This window comes from Photobacterium sp. R1 (assembly GCF_054600795.1).
The window spans coordinates 1-298 of the sequence record NZ_BAAHZP010000386.1; the positions used below are offsets into that span (position 1 = coordinate 1).

Annotated in this window: 1 protein-coding gene; it reads right to left on the bottom strand. The window is 55.0% G+C overall.

Annotation, left to right across the window (positions count from 1 at the left end; all coding sequences use genetic code 11):
• The coding region (locus tag ACYP03_RS25535; RefSeq protein ID WP_459782609.1) for a hypothetical protein at nt 1-298 on the bottom strand (298 nt) is incomplete at both ends.

The following is a 298-nucleotide window of genomic DNA, read 5'->3' on the forward strand; positions in this document are numbered from 1 at the left end:
TGACGGCTGATCGCCTTCATCAAATCACGGTCTTCCCAGTTGACTTTTTCTGTCGAGGTGGGCCTGGAAAGCAGGCACACACCCAGGGTTCCGCTGCTGCTCGACAATGGCACGACATAAGACAATGCTTTCACATTGGCAAGTTCGGTTGCCTCTAACTCGAAGGGTGCGGGTTCCGTACCTTGCCGGGCCGCCTCTATATCCAGAATCCATTGATGCTCAATCGCTGGCAGCGCGGCGCAGCGGAGTAAAAGCTGAATATCCGGGTGCTGGTTGTCAATATTGTGGCAGGCCCGTA